Source organism: Paraburkholderia sp. SIMBA_027, from assembly GCF_046535315.1.
In the GTDB taxonomy this organism is placed as follows: Bacteria; Pseudomonadota; Gammaproteobacteria; order Burkholderiales; family Burkholderiaceae; genus Paraburkholderia; species Paraburkholderia tropica.
Genome location: NZ_JAWRWY010000009.1, coordinates 95,474 through 114,331, shown reverse-complemented (window position 1 = coordinate 114,331; position 18,858 = coordinate 95,474). Strand labels below are relative to the sequence as shown.

Below are 18,858 nucleotides of genomic sequence, written 5' to 3'. Positions count from 1 at the left end.
GCCTTTGAAGCGGGATTTATCCCCTTTTTTCGCATCGCCTACAACGCGGCATGTCGTCCGACCGGACGGTTGGCGGCGCGCCTGGCGAGCCGCCCGGCAGATTGGCAAGGCATCCCAGGCATCGCCGTCCGCGCGTCGCGCCGACGATCCGGCCCCGGGCAGCGTTTGGCGCGTCCCGGTAAAATAGCGGCCCATGAACGATGAAACCTGGGCACCCCACGTCACCGTGGCCGCCGTCGTCGAGCGCGACGGGCGTTTTCTGCTCGTCGAGGAGCACACGGCGAACGGCCTGCGCCTGAACCAGCCCGCCGGCCATCTGGAGGCCGGCGAGACGCTGCACGAAGCCGTCGTACGCGAAACGCTCGAGGAAACCGCCTACGCATTCGCGCCCGAGGCGCTCGTCGGCATGTACATGACGCACTTCGGCAAGCCGGGCGAGTCCGGCACGACCTATCTGCGCTTCACGTACTGCGGCAGCGTCGCGGCCGAGCCGGAAGATCGCGCGCTCGATCCGGACATCGTCCGCACGTTGTGGATGAGCGTCGACGAGCTGCGCGCCGCGAGCGAGCGCCATCGCACGCCGCTCGTGATGCAATGCGTCGACGATTACCTCGCGGGCAAGCGCGCGCCGCTCGATTTCGTGCAGACGCACGCGGTCGGGCCGAAGGCGAGCGGCACGGCAGGCACAGTGGGACCCAAAGTGGCACCCAAAGGCTAAGCGCCGCGATCCGGCGCAACAAGGCAGCAGAAGATGAGCAAACGTAGAGTGGTGGTAGGCATGTCGGGCGGCGTGGATTCGTCGGTGACCGCATGGCTGCTCAAGGAGCAGGGTTACGACGTCGTCGGTCTGTTCATGAAGAACTGGGAAGACGACGACGACGGCGAGTACTGCTCGACGCGTCAGGACTGGATCGACGTGGTGTCGGTCGCCGACCTGATCGGCATCGACGTCGAAGCGGTGAACTTCGCCGCCGAGTACAAGGACCGCGTGTTCGCGGAGTTCCTGCGCGAGTATTCCGCGGGCCGCACGCCGAACCCCGACGTGCTCTGCAACGCCGAGATCAAGTTCAAGGCCTTCCTCGACCACGCGATGACGCTGGGCGCGGAAACCATCGCGACCGGCCATTACGCGCGCGTGCGCCAGAACGAAAGCAACGGCCGCTTCGAACTGCTCAAGGCGCTCGATCACACCAAGGATCAGTCGTACTTCCTGCATCGTCTGAACCAGGCGCAGCTCTCGAAGACGATGTTCCCGCTCGGCGAGATTCCCAAGACGAAGGTGCGCGAGATCGCCGAGCAGATCGGCCTGCCGAACGCGAAGAAGAAGGATTCGACCGGCATCTGCTTCATCGGCGAGCGGCCCTTCCGCGACTTCCTGAACCGCTATCTGCCGACCAAACCGGGCCCGATGATGACGCCCGACGGCAAGACGGTCGGCGAGCATATCGGCCTCGCGTTCTACACCTTCGGGCAGCGCAAGGGCATTGGCCTCGGCGGCAGCAAGGACGGCAGCGGCGATCCGTGGTTCGTGGCGGGCAAGGACATCGCGTCGAACACGCTTTATGTCGTGCAGGGCCACGATCACCCGTGGCTGCTCGCGCACGATCTGCGCGCGGGCAACGTGAGCTGGGTCGCGGGCGAGCCGCCGGCCGACGGCCACGCGTGCGGCGCGAAGACGCGCTATCGCCAGGCCGATGCGCCCTGCTCGTTCGCGAATGCGGCTGAGTTCGGCGACGGCCAGTTCTCGCTGCATTTCCCGGACGCGCAATGGGCCGTGACGCCCGGCCAGTCCGCCGTGCTCTATGACGGCGAGGTGTGCCTCGGCGGCGGCATCATCGAAGCGGTCACGACGCTCGAACCGCACGTGCCCGCCGTGCTGCCACCGGTCGCGCCGAAGAAGAAGCGCTCGCCGCGCAAGAAACCGGCACAATTTGCCGCCGGTGCGAAAACCGGCGCCGCGACGGCCGGCCAGGCCTGAGCAGACTCAAGCTCAATTTCAGGCTCAGGCTCGACACGCGCGGCGCACCCTGCGCCGCGCGCTCCCTCCTCCTCCCTCGCTTGGCGAATCGCTGCGCAAATCTTGCGCGCAGCTTTCCTCGCGCATTTGTCAATGCGGCAAATTTGCCCGCCTCCCGGCTAGTTTCACGAACTTGCGGCATCATTCGGGCACGCCGCCGCCGTTACCCGGGCGCGGCGAACGCGCGCCGCCCGACCGGCTGGCGCGACGACACAAGAGATCGAGGAGTCCCCGAATGTTTTCCCGACGTTACCTCGCCATGTGGTGCGCGGTGCTGCTGCTCGCAGCCTGCGTGATCGCAGCGGCGCTCCATCACCTGTCGTGGCTGTGTGCCGCAGTGCCCGCGCTGATCGTCGCGCTCGGCCTCTGGGACATGACCCAGCAGCGCCACGCGATCCTGCGCAATTACCCGCTCTGGGGCCACCTGCGCTTCCTGTTCGAATTCGTGCGGCCCGAGATCCGCCAGTATTTCGTCGAAGACGACACCGACGAAAAACCGTTCTCGCTCGTGCAGCGCAGCGTGGTTTATCAGCGCTCGAAGAACGTCGTCGACAGCCGCCCGTACGGCACCGAACTCGACGTGAAGGCCGTCGGCCACGAGTGGATCAGCCACTCGCTCGCGCCGACGAAACTCGACAGCAGCGACTTCCGCATACTGGTCGGCGCGACCCGCGAACAGCCGTACTCGATGTCGCTCTTCAACGTCTCGGCGATGAGCTTCGGCGCGCTTTCCGCGAATGCGATCCGCGCGCTCAACCTCGGCGCGAAAAAAGGCGGCTTCGCGCACGACACGGGCGAAGGCTCGCTCTCGAAGTATCACCGCGAACACGGCGGCGACATCATCTGGGAAATCGCCTCGGGCTACTTCGGCTGCCGCAACGACGACGGCACCTTCAGCGCCGAAAAATTCCAGCGCCTCGCGCACGAGCCGCAAGTGAAGATGATAGAGGTGAAGCTTTCGCAAGGCGCGAAGCCGGGCCACGGCGGCATGCTGCTGGCCGCGAAGGTCACGCCCGAAATCGCCGAAACGCGCGGTATTCCGATGGGGCAGGACTGCGTGTCGCCGTCGCGCCATTCGGAGTTCTCCACGCCGCGCGGCCTGCTCGAATTCGTCGAGCGCCTGCGCAAGCTCTCGGGCGGCAAGCCGACCGGCTTCAAGCTCTGCATCGGCCATCCGTGGGAATTCTTCGGCATCGCCAAGGCCATGCTCGAAACCGGCATCCTGCCCGACTTCATCGTCGTGGACGGCGCGGAAGGCGGCACGGGCGCGGCGCCGATCGAGTTCACCGATCACATCGGCACGCCGCTCCAGGAAGGGCTGCTGCTGGTGCACAACACGCTCGTCGGCATCGGCCTGCGCGACAAGATCAAGATCGGCGCGAGCGGCAAGATCATCACCGCGTTCGACGTGGCGCGCACGCTCGCAATCGGCGCGGACTGGGTCAACTCGGCGCGCGGCTTCATGTTCGCGGTCGGCTGCATCCAGGCGCAGAAGTGCCACTCGGACCGCTGCCCGACCGGCGTCGCCACGCAGGACCCGGTGCGCCAGCGCGCGCTCAACGTGCCCGACAAGGGCGAGCGCGTCTACAACTTCCATCGCAACACGCTGCACGCGCTGCAGGAACTGATCCAGGCCGCCGGTCTCGCCAGCCCCGCCGATCTGCGCGCGCATCACATCGTGCGGCGCGTGTCGTCGTATGAAGTCAAGCTGATGTCGGAGCTGCTCAAGTATCTGAAGCCCGGCGATCTGCTCGAAGGCCGCTATCGCTATCAGTTGTACGAGAAGTGGTGGCCGGTCGCGCGCAGCGATTCGTTCGCGCCGGAAGTGGAAAAGATCGTCTGACGACGGAGTCATTGACGCAGCGATCGATGCATGCGCAACGTCATCGGCGTAGCGCACGCATGGCAAAAAAAAGCGCGCAGAGCGAATCTGCGCGCTTTTTTTATGTCCGCGAGACCGAGCCTCGCGGGCGGCGGACCTCAGCCTTGCGGCACGGTGTCCGCGAACGACGCGCGCTGCATCAGCTTCTCGAAGTGCTTCGCGAGATTCGGATACGGCTCGCGCCAGTCGAGTTCCGGCTGGCGGAAGTCGAGATAGCCGAGCGCGCAGCCCACGGCGATATCCGCGAGCGTGTAGCGGTTGCCCGCGCACCACGCGTTGGCGTCGAGACCCTTGGCCATCGCCTTCAGACCTTCCTGAATCTTGCGCTGCTGACGCTCGATCCACGCTTCGCTGCGCTGCTCGGGCGTGCGCTGCGTGTATTCCGAGCGGATCAGGACGGCGGCGTCGAGCATGCCGTCGGCGAGCGCTTCCCAGCACCGCACTTCGACGCGCTCACGCCCGTTCTGCGGAATCAGCTTGCCGACCGGCGAGCGCATGTCCACGTATTCGCAGATCACGCGCGAATCGAACACCGCCTCGCCGTCCTCCATCACGAGACACGGCACCTTGCCCAGCGGGTTGAAATCGTGGATGGCGGTTTCCTCGCCCCACACGTTCTCAAGCACCAGCTTGTAGTCGATTTTCTTTTCAGCGAGCATGATCCGCGCCTTGCGGACATACGGGCTGCCGAGCGAACCGATAAGTTTCATCGCACCTGCCTTTTCTGTAATCCGGCCGAAGTATACGTTGGATTCGCCAAATTCTGACGGGTTGACTTCGGTCACGCAGGATTTTGCCGACAGATGCGTCAGGAAGACGACAGCCTGGACGCCCCGCGCCGCAGCATCGGGACACCTGTCGGACCCGACAATCAGACGCTGCGATCGCACGCTACAATCGCATGATGGACACGACCCTCACGGAAAGCGCCTCGGCCGCTTCGCGCGCCGCTGCCGATGCGCCGCGCGGCCCCGACGGCGGCGCAGAGCTTTACCGCGCGCGCCGCGAACGCGTACTCGCCGCGCTGCGCGCCCAGGGCGGCGGCGTGGCGCTGGTGCCGACCGCGCCCGAAGTGCTGCGCAACCGCGACGCCGATTATCCCTACCGGCACGACAGCTATTTCTACTACCTGACCGGCTTCACGGAGCCGGAGGCGCTGCTCGTGCTCGACGCGAACGCGGGCGAGAACCAGCCGTCGTCGGTCCTCTTTTGCCGCGCGAAGAACGTCGAGCGCGAAACGTGGGAAGGCTTCCGCTTCGGGCCCGACGGCGCGCGCGAGGCGTTCGGCTTCGACGCCGCGCTGCCATTCGACGACCTCGACGCGCAGATCCCGCGTCTGATCGCGAACCGGCCCGCGCTGCATTACGCGCTCGCGGCGTCGGAGCGTTTCGACGCCCAGGTGAAGCGCTGGATCGACGCCGTGCGGGCGCAGGCGCGCGGCGGCACGAGCGCGCCCGCCGCCGCGTACGACCTGATTCCGCTGCTCGACGACATGCGGCTCATCAAGGACGCGCACGAACTCGACACCATGCGCCGCGCCGGCCACATTTCCGCGCTCGCGCATGTGCGCGCGATGCAGGCCTGCCGCCCCGGCATGCACGAGTACGAGATCGAAGCCGAACTGCTCTACACGTTCCGCAAGCACGGCGCGCAGTCGCCCGCCTACGGCTCGATCGTCGCCGCGGGCGCGAACGCCTGCGTGCTGCACTATCCGGCGGGCAACGCCGTGGCGCGCGACGGCGACCTGATCCTGATCGACGCCGCGTGCGAGCTGAACGGCTATGCTGCCGACATCACGCGCACGTTTCCCGCGAGCGGACGCTTCACGAGCGCGCAGCGCGAGCTGTACGACATCGTGCTGGCCGCGCAGCAGGCCGCCATCGACGCCACGCGCGCGGGCGTGAACTTCGAGGCGCCGCACGACGCCGCCGTGCGCGTGCTCGCGCAAGGGCTGCTGGACACCGGCATCATCGACAAAACCCGCTTCGCCTCGGTCGACGACGTGATCGCCGAACGCGCCTACGCGCGCTTCTACATGCATCGCACGGGACACTGGCTCGGCATGGATGTGCACGACGTCGGCGATTATCGCGAGCGCGGCGTGCAACCCGGCGCGCAAGCCGACGCCCCGCCGCCGTGGCGCACGCTGCGCGCCGGCATGACGCTGACGATCGAGCCGGGCCTTTACGTGCGCGCGGCCGAAGACGTGCCCGAGCGCTATTGGGACATCGGCATCCGTATCGAGGACGACGCGATCGTCACCGAAACCGGCTGCGAGCTGATCACGCGCGGCGTGCCCGTCCATGCCGACGAAATCGAAGCCCTGATGCAGGACGCGCGCCGCGGCGCGTGAGCACGACGAGAACCGACAGAACCACTATGAACGCAGCGACCGACCCTTCGACGCACGCCGACCGCGCGCCCTACGACTACGACGTGCTGATCGTCGGCGCGGGGCCGGTGGGGCTCGCGCTCGCGGGCTGGCTGGCCGGACGCAGCGCGACGGCGCAACTGTCGGTCGCGCTGATCGACGCACGCGAACCCGAAGACTGCGCGGGCGACCCGCGCGCGATCGCCGTCTCGCAAGGCAGCCGCACGCTGCTGCAAGCGCTCGCGTGGCCGCAGGACGCGACGCCCATCGAGCGCATCCACGTCTCGCAGCGCGGTCACTTCGGCCGCACGCTGATCGACCGTCACGATTACGCGTTGCCCGCGCTCGGTTACGTCGCGCGCTACGGTGCGATCGTGCAGTCGCTCGCGCACGCGCTCAAGGCGGCGCTGCCCGGCACGCGCGTGCACTGGCTGCATCACACGCAGGCGCACGAACCCACCGTCGATCACGACGGCGTGACGCTGCCCGTGGAAAGCGCGGGCGTCGTGCGCTCGCTGCGTGCGCGCATTCTCGTGAACGCGGAAGGCGGGCTGTATCGCGCGCAATCGGAACGGAAAAAGAAGCAGGAAGCTTCTGAGGAATCGCGCGCTGAAGCCGATGTTGATATCGATATCGATGAAGCCGACTCCGCGCCCGAATCGCCGGCGCAAAAGCGCACGCGCGATTACGGCCAGACGGCGCTCGTCGGCGTGGTGACGGTCTCGGCGCCGCAGCCGCACGTGGCGTGGGAACGCTTCACCGAGGAAGGCCCGATCGCGCTGCTGCCGATGGGCGGCGTGCGCGGCGCCGATTACGCGCTCGTCTGGTGCAGCGCGCCGGACGAAGCCGAACGCCGCGCGGCCCTTTCCGACACCGATTTCCTCGCCGAACTCGGCGCGGCGTTCGGCGCACGCATGGGCCGCTTCACGCAGATCCACGGACGCGCATCGTTTCCGCTCGGCCTCACGGCGCTCGACACGCTGGTGTCGGGCCAAAGCCGCATCGCGGCGGTCGGCAACGCGGCGCAAACCCTGCATCCGGTCGCGGGACAAGGTCTCAATCTCGGTCTGCGCGACGCCCACGCGCTCGCCGACGCGCTCGCGCAACACGGCGCCACGCCGCTCGCGCTCGCCGATTTCGCGGGCCGCCGCGCCCTCGACCGCCGCCTGACGATCGGCGCCACCGACACGCTCGCGCGTCTGTTCACCATCGATTTCCCGCCGCTCGCGACGCTGCGCGGCCTCGCACTGACTGCGCTCGAATTCGTGCCGCCCGTAAAGGCGGCGCTCGCGCGGCAGATGATGTTCGGGCAGCGCAGTTGAGGCGGCACAGCGTCCGCGGTTGAAATTGCGCTCAGGGTCGAATCGTATTTAAAAGCAGCGCGCCGGGGCGTCCCCGCCCGGCCCGCGCAGCCTCGATTCCATCAACGCCCCGCCACACCAGGGTCCGCGACCCGAGCCCCCGCATCTTGTTAACGCTAAAATAGACGTTTCCCCTTTTGAGCCGCCGCGCCGCCTGCTTCGACCTCTGTCGGAGCCAACCGGGCGCGCCGCTGCATTTTTCGCGCGTCATGTCCACATCCGGGTCCCCCCTCGGCCTTACCATCGGCCGTCACAGCCTGCGTAACAACCTGTTCGTCGCCCCGATGGCGGGCGTCACCGACCGGCCGTTCCGCCAGTTGTGCAAGCGTCTCGGCGCGGGTTACGCCGTGTCGGAAATGGTCGCGTCGAACGCGCAGCTCTGGAAGAGCGAAAAGACCATGCGCCGCGCCAATCACGCGGGCGAAGTGGAACCCATTTCCGTGCAGATCGCGGGCGCCGACCCGCAGATGATGGCCGAAGCGGCGCGGTATAACGTCGCAAACGGCGCGCAGATCATCGACATCAACATGGGCTGCCCGGCAAAAAAGGTCTGTAACGTGGCCGCCGGTTCCGCGCTGCTGCAAAACGAGCCGCTCGTCGCACGCATCGTCAAGGCCGTGGTGGACGCCGTGGGCGTGGGGCCGGACGCCGTGCCCGTCACGCTCAAGATCCGCACCGGCTGGGACCGCGACAACCGCAACGCGCTGACCATCGCGCGCATCGCCGAGGAAAGCGGCATCGCCATGCTCACCGTGCACGGCCGCACGCGCGCCGACCTCTATCACGGCGACGCGGAGTACGAAACGATTGCCGCCGTGAAGGCCGCCGCGCGCATTCCGGTCGTCGCCAACGGCGACATCCGCACGCCGCAGAAGGCGCAGCACGTGCTCGCCGTCACCGGCGCCGACGCGATCATGATTGGCCGCGCGGCGCAGGGGCGTCCGTGGCTGTTCCGCGAAATCGAGCATTTCCTCGTCACCGGCGAGTTGCTGCCGTCGCCGCGCGTGGACGAAATCCAGACCATCATGAATGAGCATCTGGAGGACCACTACGCGTTTTATGGCGAGTTTACGGGCGTGCGTACTGCGCGCAAGCATATCGGCTGGTACACTCGCGGCCTTTGCGGCGCCAATACCTTCCGGCACCGCATGAATACGCTGGACACCACGCGCGAACAGCTCGCCGCCGTCAACCAGTTCTTCGACGAGCAGAAGGCCGTATCCGACCGTCTCGTCTATGTCGACGAAGAAAGCGGCGCGGAAGGCGAGCAAAACGGCGGGCGCGAACCAACCGATCGACTGGCAGCATGAGCAAGCACAACATCGAACAATCCGTCCGCGAGAGTCTGGGCATGTATTTCCAGGACCTCGACGGCTCCAATCCGCACGACGTCTATGAAATGGTGATGGCGTGCGTCGAAAAACCGATGCTCGAGGTGGTGCTCGAGCAGGCCGGCGGCAACCAGTCGCTGGCCGCCGAGTACCTCGGCATCAACCGCAATACGCTGCGCAAGAAGCTCCAGCAGCACGGCCTGCTGTAACGGCCGTCGCCCGCCTGCCGCTTCCGGCGCTCACCCCTCGATCTCCCGGCAACTCTCCCCCATCATGATCAAGCAAGCGCTCATCTCCGTTTCCGACAAGTCAGGCATCGTCGACTTCGCGAAATCGCTGTCGGACCTCGGCGTCAAGATCCTTTCGACCGGCGGCACCGCGAAACTGCTCGCGGACGCGGGCCTGCCCGTGACCGAAGTCGCCGACTACACCGGCTTTCCGGAAATGCTCGATGGGCGCGTGAAGACGCTGCATCCGAAGGTCCACGGCGGCATCCTCGCGCGCCGCGACCTGCCGGAACACATGGCCGCGCTCGAAAAGCACGACATCCCGACGATCGACCTGCTGGTCGTGAACCTCTACCCGTTCGTCCAGACGATCTCGAAGGAAGAGTGCTCGCTGGAAGACGCGATCGAGAACATCGACATCGGCGGCCCGACCATGCTGCGCTCGGCGGCGAAGAACCATCGCGACGTCACGGTGGTGGTCGACCCGACCGACTACGCCACGGTGCTCGAAGAGATGCGCGCGAACGGCAACAACGTCGGCTACGCCACGAACTTCCGCCTCGCGACCAAGGTGTTCGCGCACACGGCGCAGTACGACGGCGCGATCACGAACTATCTGACGAGCCTGACCGAAGCGCTGGAGCACAAGTCGCGCAACGCCTACCCGGCCACGCTGAACCTCGCGTTCGACAAGGTCCAGGACCTGCGTTACGGCGAGAACCCGCACCAGAGCGCCGCGTTCTACCGCGATCTGGCCTCGCCCGCCGGCGCGCTCGCGAACTACAAGCAGCTCCAGGGCAAGGAACTCTCGTACAACAACATCGCCGACTCCGACGCGGCGTGGGAATGCGTCAAGACCTTCGACGTGCCGGCCTGCGTGATCGTCAAGCATGCGAATCCGTGCGGCGTGGCGGTGGGCACGGACGCGCTCGAATCGTATTCGAAGGCGTTCCAGACCGATCCTACCTCGGCGTTCGGCGGCATCATCGCTTTCAACCGCGAAGTGGACGAAGCCGCGGCGCAAGCCGTGTCGAAGCAGTTCGTCGAAGTGCTGATCGCGCCGTCGTTCTCGGACGCGGCCAAGGCCGTGTTCGCGGCGAAGCAGAACGTGCGTCTGCTCGAAATCGCGCTGGGCGAAGGCCATAACGCGTTCGATCTGAAGCGCGTGGGCGGCGGCCTGCTGGTGCAGTCGCTCGATTCGAAGAACGTGCAGCCGCACGAACTGCGCGTCGTGACGAAGCGTCACCCGACGCCGAAGGAAATGGACGATCTGCTGTTCGCCTGGCGCGTCGCGAAGTTCGTGAAGTCGAACGCCATCGTGTTCTGCGCGAACGGCATGACGATGGGCGTGGGCGCGGGCCAGATGAGCCGCGTGGACTCGGCGCGCATCGCCAGCATCAAGGCGGAAAACGCGGGCCTGAAGCTCGCGGGTTCGGCTGTGGCGTCGGACGCGTTCTTCCCGTTCCGTGACGGCCTCGACGTGGTGGTCAACGCGGGTGCGACCTGCGTGATCCAGCCGGGCGGCTCGATGCGCGACGACGAAGTGATCGCCGCCGCCGACGAGCACAACATCGCCATGGTCATGACGGGCATCCGCCACTTCCGTCATTGATTCATCGCTGATCCGCAGCTGATCGGCACGCCTTAACAGGCGAAAGCCCGCTGGACCACGCGTCCAGCGGGCTTTTTCTTTGCGGCGCGCCGCACGTGCATGAGGCCACGCCGCGCCGCGCATGGCTCGCGGCATCGCCGGCATTCGTTGTACCATCCGAAACACACTCGTTTTTCCCGCATTTCATGAGAATTCTCGGCATCGACCCCGGCTTGCGCGTCACGGGCTTCGGCGTGATCGAACGTCACGGCCACACGCTTTCCTACGTCGCGAGCGGCGTCATCCGCACCGCCGATGCCGATCTGCCGACGCGCCTGGGCACGATCTTCGAAGGCGTATCGACGCTGATCCGCCAGCACGCGCCCGATCAGGCCGCGATCGAAAAGGTCTTCGTCAACGTCAATCCGCAGTCGACGCTGCTGCTCGGCCAGGCGCGCGGCGCGGCCATCTGCGGGCTGGTTTCCGGCGGCGTGCCGGTGGCCGAATACACCGCGCTGCAGCTCAAGCAGGCCGTGGTCGGCTACGGCCGCGCGACCAAGGAGCAGATGCAGCAGATGGTCGTGCGCCTGCTGAACCTCGCCGGCACGCCGGGCACCGACGCCGCCGACGCGCTCGGCATGGCGATCTGCCACGCTCACGGCGGCGACACGCTCGCGACGCTCGGCGGCATTGCGCCCGCGCTCGCGAAAAAAGGCGTGCGCGTGCGGCGCGGGCGATTGATTGGTTGATTGGTTGATTGGTTGATTGGCTGACCGGCTGATCGCGCCGCAAAATCCTGGCCGGACGGCTAACGTTGACCGCGCGCGCGCCGCGCTCCGCTACACTCTGCGCTTTCCCTCATCACTGAATCCGCCATGATCGGTCGCATTGCCGGCGTACTGCTGGAAAAGAACCCGCCGCACCTGCTCATCGACTGCAACGGCGTCGGCTACGAAGTCGACGTGCCGATGAGCACGTTCTACAACCTGCCCAGCAATGGCGAAAAAGTCGTGCTGCTCACGCAGATGATCGTGCGCGAAGACGCGCATCTGCTCTACGGCTTCGGCACGATCGAAGAACGCGCCACGTTTCGCGAATTGCTCAAGATCAGCGGCATCGGCGCGCGCATGGCGCTCGCGGTGCTCTCGGGCATGAGCGTCAACGACCTCGCGCAGGCGGTCTCCATGCAGGACTCCGCGCGCCTCACGCGCGTGCCCGGCATCGGCAAGAAAACGGCCGAACGTCTGCTGCTCGAACTCAAGGGCAAGCTCGGCGCCGACCTGGGCGCGATGGCCGCTGCGGCGTCGCCGTCCGATCACGCCGGCGACATCCTCAACGCGCTGCTCGCGCTCGGCTATTCCGAAAAGGAAGGCGTCGCGGCCGTCAAGAACGTGCCGGCCGGCACGGGCGTGTCCGAAGGCATCAAGCTCGCGCTCAAGGCGCTGTCGAAGGGTTGAGCGTCCGCCGCGCTCGCGTGGGGCGCAGGACGTCGCACGCTGCGTGAAGCGCCGCACGCGATCTAGCGTCGGCTGTTAGTTGCGAAGAAATTTCGAAGCGGAACATCGCCTCGCTCGCCGCGCGCACAACGCGACGCGCGGCCTGAAAGCGCCCTGCCCGCGCCCAGGTCGCGCGGTACAATCGCTGCATGATCGAAACCGACAAACTCGCCGCCAACCGCGTCAGCGCCGCGCCCGAGCGCGTGATTTCCGCCTCGCCCGCCTCGTCCGGCGAAGAGGCGTTCGAGCGCGCGCTGCGCCCGCGTCAGCTCGAGGAATACGTCGGCCAGGAAAAGGTGCGCGGCCAGCTCGAAATCTTCATCGAAGCCGCCAAGCGCCGCTCCGAGCCGCTCGACCACGTGCTGCTGTTCGGGCCGCCCGGTCTGGGCAAGACCACGCTCGCGCACATCATCGCGCGCGAAATGGGGGTCAATCTGCGGCAGACGTCGGGACCGGTGCTCGAACGCGCGGGCGACCTCGCCGCACTGCTCACCAATCTCGAAGCGCACGACGTGCTGTTCATCGACGAAATTCACCGGCTCTCGCCGGTCGTCGAGGAAATCCTGTATCCGGCGCTCGAGGACTATCAGATCGACATCATGATCGGCGAAGGTCCGGCCGCGCGCAGCGTGAAGCTCGATCTCCAGCCGTTCACGCTCGTCGGCGCGACCACGCGCGCGGGCATGCTCACGAACCCGCTGCGCGACCGCTTCGGCATCGTCTCGCGGCTCGAGTTCTACAACGCGGGCGAACTCTCGCGCATCGTGCAGCGCTCGGCCGCGCTGCTCGGCGCGCAGATTCATCCCGACGGCGCGCTCGAAATCGCACGCCGCTCGCGCGGCACGCCGCGTATCGCCAACCGCCTGCTGCGTCGCGTGCGCGACTACGCCGAAGTGAAGGCCGACGGCTCGATCACCGCGCAGGTCGCCGACGCCGCGCTGCGCATGCTCGACGTCGATCCCGTGGGCTTCGACCTGATGGACCGCAAGCTGCTCGAAGCGATTCTCTACAAGTTCGACGGCGGCCCGGTGGGCGTGGACAACCTCGCCGCCGCGATCGGCGAGGAGCGCGACACGATCGAGGACGTGCTTGAGCCGTATCTGATCCAGCAGGGCTTTTTGCAGCGCACGCCGCGCGGACGCGTGGCCACGCAGCTCACCTATCGCCACTTCGGCCTGACGGTGCCCGACGACGCCCGCGACGCGCGCGGCACCGACTGGGAGCCGGACGCGTCGTAAGGCGCGCCGTCCCGCGAGCGAGTCCACGATGTCCGAGCACGCCGGCCGCCGCCACGACGCTCCCGAGCCGAGCGGCTTCGTCGGCCAGCTCTCGCATCGCCTGCGCATGGCGCTCGCCGAGAGCGTCACGCATCTCACCACGGGCAGCGGTCCGAAGCTCGATTATTCGAATCCGCCGGGCGATCCCGGCCTGTTCGGCCCCGACGCCATCTGCTGGAAAGTGCACGCCGACTTCGCGGGCATGATGGCGGGCGGCATCAGCGCGCTGCTGTTGCAGGCGCTTCATCCTCTCGCGCTCGCGGGCGTCTGGGACCACTCCACCTTTCGCACCGATATCCTCGGCCGCCTGCGCCGCACCGCGACCTTCATCGCGGGCACGACCTACGGCAGCCGCGCCGACGCGCTCGCGCTGATCGCACGCGTCAAAACCATCCACGAAAGCGTGACCGGTTTCGCGCCCGACGGACGCCCGTATCGCGCCAGCGACCCCGCGCTGCTCACGTGGGTGCATGTGGCCGAGGTGTCGAGTTTTCTCGCGGCGTATCTGCGCTATGTGAATCCCGCGCTGCCGGGCGCGCAGCAGGATCAGTACTACGCCGAAGTCGCGCGCATCGCGCAGTTGCTGGGCGCGACCGAGGTGCCCACGTCGCGCGCGGAAATCGCCGCCTACCTCGAAGCGATGCAAGCCGAACTGGTTGCGAGCGAGCGCACGAGCGAAGTCGTGCGCGTGCTGATGGACGCGCCCACGCCGCGCCCCGCGATGCGGCCGGCCGGCGCGCTGATGCGTCAAGCGGGCATCGACCTGCTGCCGCCGTTCGCGCTGCGGCTGCTGGGCTTCGAGCGCTTCGCCCTGGCGCGCCGCGCCGTCGTGCAGCCCGGCATGCGCGCCGTGGCGCCGGTGCTGCGCTGGGCGCTCGTCAACGGCGTCTCGAAACGTGCGCGCCGACGCGCGGCCGCCCCGCCGGCATCGTCCACGTAAAAGAAAACGGCCAGCCCGCTCGCGCAGACTGGCCGCCTTGCATCGCTTTCGCACCGGCGCCGCATCACGCTTGCCGCGTAACCCGGCGTGAATCAGCGCAACACAACGTGACGCGGCGCGCGCACTTACATCTTCACCACGTCGAGCAGCGTCTTCTTGCCCGCCTTGTAGTTGTAGAGCGAGATCACGCCGTGCTTCAAATCGCCCTTCGAATCGAACGCGGTCTCGCCAATCACGCCCTTGTAGTTCGTGCTCGGGATTTCCGCGAGGATCTTCGCGTGGTCGGTCGAGTTCGCGCGCTTCATCGCATCGACGACGATATACACCGCGTCATAGGTGAACGGCGCATCGTATTCGACCGGATGGCCGAAGCGCTTCTGATACTTCGCCGAGAACGCCGCGCCGCCGTCCATGCGCTCGAGCGCCATGCCGGCCTGCGAGCAGACGATGTTGTCCGCCGCCGCGCCCGCGAGCTGCGCGAGGCTTTCCGTGCAGACGCCGTCGCCCGCCAGCACCTTCGCGCGCAGGCCGAGCTGGCGCGCCTGCTTGGCGAACGGACCGCCGGTGGAATCCATGCCGCCGTACATGATCGCGTCCGGATTCTCGCCCTTGATCTTGGTGAGAATCGCGCGGAAATCGACGGCCTTGTCGTTGGTCGCGTCGTGCGAAACGACCTTCATGCCGAGCGATTTCGCGGTCTTTTCGAACTCGTTCGCGAGGCCCTGGCCGTAGGCGGTCGAGTCGTCGACCACGGCAACGCTCTTCACGTTCAGGCTCTTGAGCGCGTAGTCGGCGAGCGCCGGACCTTGCTGCGCGTCGGTGGCGACCACGCGGTACGTGGTCTTGAAGCCCTGCTGCGTATAGGACGGATTCGTCGACGACGGCGAGATCTGCACGATGCCGGCGTCGCTATAGATCTTCGAGGCGGGAATCGATGCGCCCGAATTCAGATGGCCGATCACGGCGACGACCTTGTCGTCGACGAGCTTCTGCGCGACCTGGGTGGCCTGGCGCGGGTCGGCACCGTCGTCCTGACCGTCGAGCGCGAGCGTGATCTTCTGGCCGCCGATCGTCAGACCCTTGGCGTTGATCTCTTCGATCGCGAGACGCGCGCCGTTTTCGTTGTCTTTGCCGAGGTGGGCCGAGCCGCCCGTGAGCGGGCCGACGTGACCGATCTTGACCACCTGATCCGCGGATGCATTCGCGCACATCGCGCCGAACGCGAGCACGGCGGCGCTGACCGGCAACAGCGTGTGAAGCTTGAACGTCATTGAAAATCTCCTGCGATTTGTTCTGGAAACTGCCTTTCGTATGCAACCTCGGCTTCGTCGGCACCGCCTGCCCGTGGTGCGCGCGCACGCCTCTTCAACGCGCGGCCGGCGCCCGCGGCCATCGCCCGGAACACGGGAAATCGCGGCGAGGCCCCACCGATGCGGCAAAGCACAAAGGTCGGATGAATGGTATCAGGCGCCCCCGCATCGCGGTTGGCCTTTGGAAAGGCGTCGTAAGTGACGGGTAAGCCGATTTGACGGCAATGCGGAGGGGATGCCCGGGCCGGATGGCCCGAGGCGGTGGGATGCGCTCAGTTGGCGCTCAGATGACGCTTATCCAGCGCTCAAGTGACGCACGCACGCGCACGCTCAGGTCGCGCGCTTGAGGCCGTCGTCGTCGCTGGCCGTGGGCAGATGCGAGACATCGCCCCAGTTGACGACGCTCGCCTGCGTCACACTGCCGTCGCGCGTGAAATCGACGACATTGACGCTCGTGTTCAGCAACGGCCACGCGCGCGGCGCGGCCAGTTCGACGCCGTTGGCGAAACGGTAGATGCAATCGAGCACGCCGCCATGCGCGACGACCGCGATGCGGCCTCCCGAATGTTTTGCGAGGATCGGTTCCAGCGCGTGCAGAACGCGGTGATAAAACGTGCGCTGCGACTCGCCCTCGGGCGGCTCGAAACCGGGATCGCGCGTTTGCCAGTGCGCGTATTCATCGGGAAAACGCTCGGCGATCTCGTTGCTGTCGTGGCCCTGGAACGCGCCGTAGTTGCGCTCGCGCACGCCTTCGGTCAGTTGCAGCGGCAAGCCGAGCGCGTCGGCAATCGGCTGCGCCGTTTGTTGCGCGCGCATCAGGTCGCTGGACCATACCGCATCGAGTCGCGTCCCCGCATGCGCGGCCTGCGCGATCTTCGCAGCGAGCCGCTGTGCCTGCTCGACGCCGCTCTCGGCGAGCGGAATGTCGATATGGCCCTGGATGCGCTTGATGCGGTTCCAGGCGGTTTCACCGTGACGGATGAAAAGAATCTGCGTGGTCATGAGTCGGCGATGAAAGAGCGGAACGGAAACCGCGGTTAGTTGCGTGCGCCAGCGGATGCGTCGTTGCGCACCTGAAGCCAGAACGTCACGGGACCGTCGTTGACGAGCGACACCTGCATGTCGGCGCCGAATTCGCCGGTTTCCACGACGGGATGCTTCGCGCGCGCCGCAGCGACGAAATAGTCGAACAGACGGCGGCCCTCGTCGGGCGGCGCGGCCGGCGTGAAGCTCGGGCGCAGGCCGCTGTTCGTGTCGGCGGCGAGTGTGAACTGCGACACCAGCAGCAGTCCGCCCGCCGCCCCGTTGCCGTCGATGTTCTGCACCGGCAGATTCATCTTGCCCGCCGCGTCGCTGAACACGCGGTAGCCCAGCAGCTTCGCGAGCAGTTTGTCGGCGTTCGCCTCGGTGTCGCCGCGCTCCGCGCAGACGAGCGCGAGCAGCCCCTGGCCGATCGCACCGGTCACGCGTCCTTCGACATCCACCTGCGCGCGGCGCACGCGTTGAATCAGCGCGATCATCGTGCGCGCGCCTTCGACGCGCGCGCGCCGTTCAAGCCCGAACGCGCCATCACGCGGTCAGCGTCACGCGCGCGAAGCGGCGCTTGCCGACCTGCACGACGAACTCGCCCGCTTCGACCTTCAGGCCCTTGTCGGACACGGTGGCGCCGTCGATCTTCACGCCGCCCTGCTCGATGTTGCGCAGCGCTTCGCTGGTCGACGGCACGAGGCCCGCCTGCTTGAGCAACTGGCCGATCGCCAGCGGCGCGCCCGCGAGCGTGACCGACGGAATATCGTCCGGCACGCCGCCCTTCGCGCGGTGGTTGAAGTCTTCGAGCGCGCGCTCGGCGTCGCCTTGCGAGTGGAAGCGCGCGACGATTTCCTGCGCGAGCAGCACCTTGAAATCGCGCGGATTGCGGCCCGCTTCGATTTCACGCTTGTAGCCTTCGATCTCGTCCATCGGACGGAACGAGAGCAGCGTGAAGTAACGCCACATCAGCGTGTCGGAAATCGACATCAGCTTGCCGAACATGTCGTTCGGCTTTTCGCTGATACCGACGTAGTTGTGCTTCGACTTCGACATCTTTTCGACGCCGTCGAGACCTTCGAGCAGCGGCATCGTCAAGATGCACTGCTGTTCCTGGCCGTACTGCTTTTGCAGTTCGCGGCCGACCAGCAGATTGAACTTCTGGTCCGTGCCGCCGAGTTCGAGGTCGGCGTTGAGCGCGACCGAGTCGTAACCCTGCATCAGCGGGTAAAGGAACTCGTGGATCGAGATGGGCACGCCGCTCTGGAAGCGCTTGGTGAAGTCCTCGCGCTCCAGAATGCGCGCGACCGTGTAGCGCGACGCGAGCTTGATCATGCCGTCGGCGCCGAGCGGCATCGACCATTCGCTGTTGTAGCGGATTTCGGTCTTTTCGCGGTCGAGCACGAGCGCGGCCTGCTCGAAATACGTCTTGGCGTTCGACTCGATCTGCTCGCGCGTGAGCGGCGGACGCGTGGCGTTGCGGCCCGACGGGTCGCCGATCAGCGAGGTGAAGTCGCCGATCAGGAAGATCACGGTATGGCCGAGATCCTGCAACTGGCGCATCTTGTTGAGCACGACCGTGTGGCCGATGTGGATGTCGGGCGCGGTCGGATCGAGGCCGAGCTTGATGCGCAGCGGCTTGCCGGTGGCCGCGCTTTTCGCGAGCTTCTGCTCGAATTCTTCTTCGATCAGCAGTTCGTCGACACCGCGCTTCGTGACGGCGAGCGCGTGACGAACTTCGTCGGTGACCGGAAAGGCGGGTTTGGCGCCGCTGTTGGCGCCATTGGAAGATGCGGAATCGGTGCTCATGCTTCGATCGATTGGAGTGCGTTAGGTCTGGGACTAACCCGGGATTTTACGTGATTCGACTGACAGGGCCGAGGATTGCGGCGGCATGCGCCGTTTTTCACGGCGAATCGCGCTCGCGGACGCGTCCGGGAACCAGCACACAGGGTCGCACAATCCGCCGATCCGCTCCATTCGTCCGAACGGCTTACGCCGAACGGCTATTGCCCCGATAATCATCGTC

Annotated in this window: 17 protein-coding genes; 12 read left to right on the top strand and 5 right to left on the bottom strand. The window is 66.6% G+C overall.

The genetic code is table 11. From position 1 onward, the window contains the following. The first annotated feature begins 193 nt into the window (after positions 1 to 193). The 3 genes from SB764_RS18360 (at position 194) to SB764_RS18350 (ending at position 3,860) form a co-directional block, all read left to right on the top strand. Positions 194 to 718: an NUDIX hydrolase gene (locus SB764_RS18360; RefSeq protein ID WP_176080375.1), complete on the top strand. Its 525-nt coding sequence runs from the start codon at positions 194 to 196 to the stop codon at positions 716 to 718. Positions 719 to 751: 33 nt separating this feature from the next. Further along, a complete protein-coding gene (gene mnmA / locus SB764_RS18355) occupies positions 752 to 1,978 on the top strand; it encodes a tRNA 2-thiouridine(34) synthase MnmA (protein WP_074981552.1) in 1,227 nt (408 codons plus the stop codon). Between the two features lie 274 nt (positions 1,979 to 2,252). Beyond that, on the top strand, positions 2,253 to 3,860 hold the full coding sequence (locus tag SB764_RS18350; protein WP_065065115.1) for an FMN-binding glutamate synthase family protein: 1,608 nt from the start codon (positions 2,253 to 2,255) through the stop codon (positions 3,858 to 3,860). Between the two features lie 137 nt (positions 3,861 to 3,997). Here SB764_RS18350 and SB764_RS18345 read toward each other — a convergent pair whose 3' ends face one another. Next, the gene (locus tag SB764_RS18345) at positions 3,998 to 4,609 is read right to left on the bottom strand and encodes a glutathione S-transferase (protein ID WP_065065116.1); all 612 of its coding nucleotides are present in this window, start codon (positions 4,607 to 4,609) and stop codon (positions 3,998 to 4,000) included. Positions 4,610 to 4,800: 191 nt separating this feature from the next. Here SB764_RS18345 and SB764_RS18340 point away from each other — a divergent pair, with 191 nt between their 5' ends. The 9 genes from SB764_RS18340 to SB764_RS18300 all read left to right on the top strand — a co-directional run bounded on the left by SB764_RS18340 (position 4,801) and on the right by SB764_RS18300 (position 14,493). Further along, positions 4,801 to 6,252 carry an aminopeptidase P N-terminal domain-containing protein gene (locus tag SB764_RS18340; protein WP_156773908.1) on the top strand — a complete coding sequence of 484 codons (1,452 nt, stop codon included), beginning with the start codon at positions 4,801 to 4,803 and terminating at the stop codon, positions 6,250 to 6,252. Between the two features lie 26 nt (positions 6,253 to 6,278). Continuing rightward, positions 6,279 to 7,592, top strand: coding sequence for a UbiH/UbiF/VisC/COQ6 family ubiquinone biosynthesis hydroxylase (locus tag SB764_RS18335; protein WP_410864269.1), 1,314 nt, complete (start codon positions 6,279 to 6,281; stop codon positions 7,590 to 7,592). Between the two features lie 248 nt (positions 7,593 to 7,840). Then, the gene (gene dusB, locus SB764_RS18330) at positions 7,841 to 8,941 is read left to right on the top strand and encodes a tRNA dihydrouridine synthase DusB (RefSeq protein ID WP_065065180.1); all 1,101 of its coding nucleotides are present in this window, start codon (positions 7,841 to 7,843) and stop codon (positions 8,939 to 8,941) included. Continuing rightward, positions 8,938 to 9,171, top strand: coding sequence for a Fis family transcriptional regulator (locus SB764_RS18325; RefSeq protein ID WP_065065118.1), 234 nt, complete (start codon positions 8,938 to 8,940; stop codon positions 9,169 to 9,171). The genes dusB and SB764_RS18325 overlap by 4 nt, the downstream gene beginning before the upstream one ends. 64 nt (positions 9,172 to 9,235) lie before the next feature. Beyond that, on the top strand, positions 9,236 to 10,801 hold the full coding sequence (purH, locus tag SB764_RS18320) for a bifunctional phosphoribosylaminoimidazolecarboxamide formyltransferase/IMP cyclohydrolase (protein ID WP_065065119.1): 1,566 nt from the start codon (positions 9,236 to 9,238) through the stop codon (positions 10,799 to 10,801). A 185-nt stretch (positions 10,802 to 10,986) separates the two neighbouring features. Further along, positions 10,987 to 11,529 carry a crossover junction endodeoxyribonuclease RuvC gene (ruvC, locus tag SB764_RS18315; protein ID WP_065065120.1) on the top strand — a complete coding sequence of 181 codons (543 nt, stop codon included), beginning with the start codon at positions 10,987 to 10,989 and terminating at the stop codon, positions 11,527 to 11,529. A gap of 126 nt (positions 11,530 to 11,655) precedes the next feature. Then, positions 11,656 to 12,237 carry a Holliday junction branch migration protein RuvA gene (gene ruvA / locus SB764_RS18310; RefSeq protein ID WP_410864266.1) on the top strand — a complete coding sequence of 194 codons (582 nt, stop codon included), beginning with the start codon at positions 11,656 to 11,658 and terminating at the stop codon, positions 12,235 to 12,237. 188 nt (positions 12,238 to 12,425) lie between these two features. Next, positions 12,426 to 13,514, top strand: a complete 1,089-nt coding sequence (gene ruvB / locus SB764_RS18305; RefSeq protein WP_065065122.1) for a Holliday junction branch migration DNA helicase RuvB — start codon at positions 12,426 to 12,428, stop codon at positions 13,512 to 13,514. A 28-nt stretch (positions 13,515 to 13,542) separates the two neighbouring features. After that, positions 13,543 to 14,493 (top strand): oxygenase MpaB family protein, encoded by a 951-nt coding sequence (locus tag SB764_RS18300; protein WP_410864264.1) that lies wholly within the window; start codon positions 13,543 to 13,545, stop codon positions 14,491 to 14,493. 125 nt (positions 14,494 to 14,618) lie between these two features. Here the strand turns inward: SB764_RS18300 and SB764_RS18295 are convergent, their stop codons facing one another. The 4 genes from SB764_RS18295 to tyrS form a co-directional block, all read right to left on the bottom strand. Beyond that, positions 14,619 to 15,764 (bottom strand): branched-chain amino acid ABC transporter substrate-binding protein, encoded by a 1,146-nt coding sequence (locus SB764_RS18295; protein WP_074981545.1) that lies wholly within the window; start codon positions 15,762 to 15,764, stop codon positions 14,619 to 14,621. Between the two features lie 369 nt (positions 15,765 to 16,133). Next, positions 16,134 to 16,805, bottom strand: coding sequence for a histidine phosphatase family protein (locus SB764_RS18290; RefSeq protein ID WP_065065125.1), 672 nt, complete (start codon positions 16,803 to 16,805; stop codon positions 16,134 to 16,136). Positions 16,806 to 16,840: 35 nt separating this feature from the next. Then, entirely contained in the window at positions 16,841 to 17,323 is a 483-nt protein-coding gene (gene dtd, locus SB764_RS18285; RefSeq protein ID WP_065065126.1) for a D-aminoacyl-tRNA deacylase, read from the bottom strand. A 49-nt stretch (positions 17,324 to 17,372) separates the two neighbouring features. Then, complete coding sequence (gene tyrS, locus SB764_RS18280) at positions 17,373 to 18,638, bottom strand: tyrosine--tRNA ligase (protein ID WP_065065127.1); 1,266 nt, start codon at positions 18,636 to 18,638, stop codon at positions 17,373 to 17,375. Between the last annotated feature and the right edge of the window lie 220 nt (positions 18,639 to 18,858).

Excerpts from the sequence above, each read along its gene's own strand:
- tyrS (WP_065065127.1), bottom strand. The coding sequence starts at position 18,638 with ATGAGCACCGATTCCGCATCTTCCAATGGCGCCAACAGCGGCGCCAAA.
- purH (WP_065065119.1), top strand. The coding sequence starts at position 9,236 with ATGATCAAGCAAGCGCTCATCTCCGTTTCCGACAAGTCAGGCATCGTC.
- SB764_RS18360 (WP_176080375.1), top strand. The coding sequence starts at position 194 with ATGAACGATGAAACCTGGGCACCCCACGTCACCGTGGCCGCCGTCGTC.
- SB764_RS18345 (WP_065065116.1), bottom strand. The coding sequence starts at position 4,609 with ATGAAACTTATCGGTTCGCTCGGCAGCCCGTATGTCCGCAAGGCGCGG.
- ruvC (WP_065065120.1), top strand. The coding sequence starts at position 10,987 with ATGAGAATTCTCGGCATCGACCCCGGCTTGCGCGTCACGGGCTTCGGC.
- ruvA (WP_410864266.1), top strand. The coding sequence starts at position 11,656 with ATGATCGGTCGCATTGCCGGCGTACTGCTGGAAAAGAACCCGCCGCAC.
- SB764_RS18335 (WP_410864269.1), top strand. The coding sequence starts at position 6,279 with ATGAACGCAGCGACCGACCCTTCGACGCACGCCGACCGCGCGCCCTAC.
- dtd (WP_065065126.1), bottom strand. The coding sequence starts at position 17,323 with ATGATCGCGCTGATTCAACGCGTGCGCCGCGCGCAGGTGGATGTCGAA.
- SB764_RS18340 (WP_156773908.1), top strand. The coding sequence starts at position 4,801 with ATGATGGACACGACCCTCACGGAAAGCGCCTCGGCCGCTTCGCGCGCC.
- SB764_RS18350 (WP_065065115.1), top strand. The coding sequence starts at position 2,253 with ATGTTTTCCCGACGTTACCTCGCCATGTGGTGCGCGGTGCTGCTGCTC.
- SB764_RS18295 (WP_074981545.1), bottom strand. The coding sequence starts at position 15,764 with ATGACGTTCAAGCTTCACACGCTGTTGCCGGTCAGCGCCGCCGTGCTC.
- mnmA (WP_074981552.1), top strand. The coding sequence starts at position 752 with ATGAGCAAACGTAGAGTGGTGGTAGGCATGTCGGGCGGCGTGGATTCG.
- ruvB (WP_065065122.1), top strand. The coding sequence starts at position 12,426 with ATGATCGAAACCGACAAACTCGCCGCCAACCGCGTCAGCGCCGCGCCC.
- SB764_RS18290 (WP_065065125.1), bottom strand. The coding sequence starts at position 16,805 with ATGACCACGCAGATTCTTTTCATCCGTCACGGTGAAACCGCCTGGAAC.
- SB764_RS18325 (WP_065065118.1), top strand. The coding sequence starts at position 8,938 with ATGAGCAAGCACAACATCGAACAATCCGTCCGCGAGAGTCTGGGCATG.
- dusB (WP_065065180.1), top strand. The coding sequence starts at position 7,841 with ATGTCCACATCCGGGTCCCCCCTCGGCCTTACCATCGGCCGTCACAGC.
- SB764_RS18300 (WP_410864264.1), top strand. The coding sequence starts at position 13,543 with ATGTCCGAGCACGCCGGCCGCCGCCACGACGCTCCCGAGCCGAGCGGC.